The organism is Cohnella baijiui (assembly GCF_020731285.1).
GTDB lineage: Bacteria > Bacillota > Bacilli > Paenibacillales > Paenibacillaceae > Cohnella.
The window spans coordinates 1-328 of the sequence record NZ_JAJFOW010000180.1; the positions used below are offsets into that span (position 1 = coordinate 1).

Sequence of the window (328 nt, forward strand, 5' to 3'; positions counted from 1 at the left end):
CCGTGGCGACACGTACCGCAGCTTGATTGATTCTTGCCACTTTTTCCTGCAGCCCATGGCGGGAGAGCGCATCGCGATGCGCCCCGTACGTATTCGTCTGAATGAAGCGAGCACCGGCATCATAATAAGCACGATGTACCGTGCCTATGATCTCTGGATTCGACAAATTCAGCTCCTCATAACAGACACCGATCGGCACACCAAGCTGATACAGCCATGTTGCCATGGCACCGTCTCCAATCAACAGGTGGTCGTTAAGGTATGTCTTCAAATTTTCCTTTGGCATGGCTACTCCTCCCTTCCTCTATTGGCCGACATTGAAATATCT

At 51.2% G+C, this 328-nt stretch carries 1 protein-coding gene; it reads right to left on the minus strand.

The genetic code is table 11. The annotated features are described in order from the left end of the window. The coding region (locus tag LKX83_RS32220; RefSeq protein ID WP_227887345.1) for a homocysteine S-methyltransferase family protein at window positions 1–286 on the minus strand (286 nt) is incomplete at its 3' end. Window positions 287–328 lie beyond the last annotated feature (42 nt).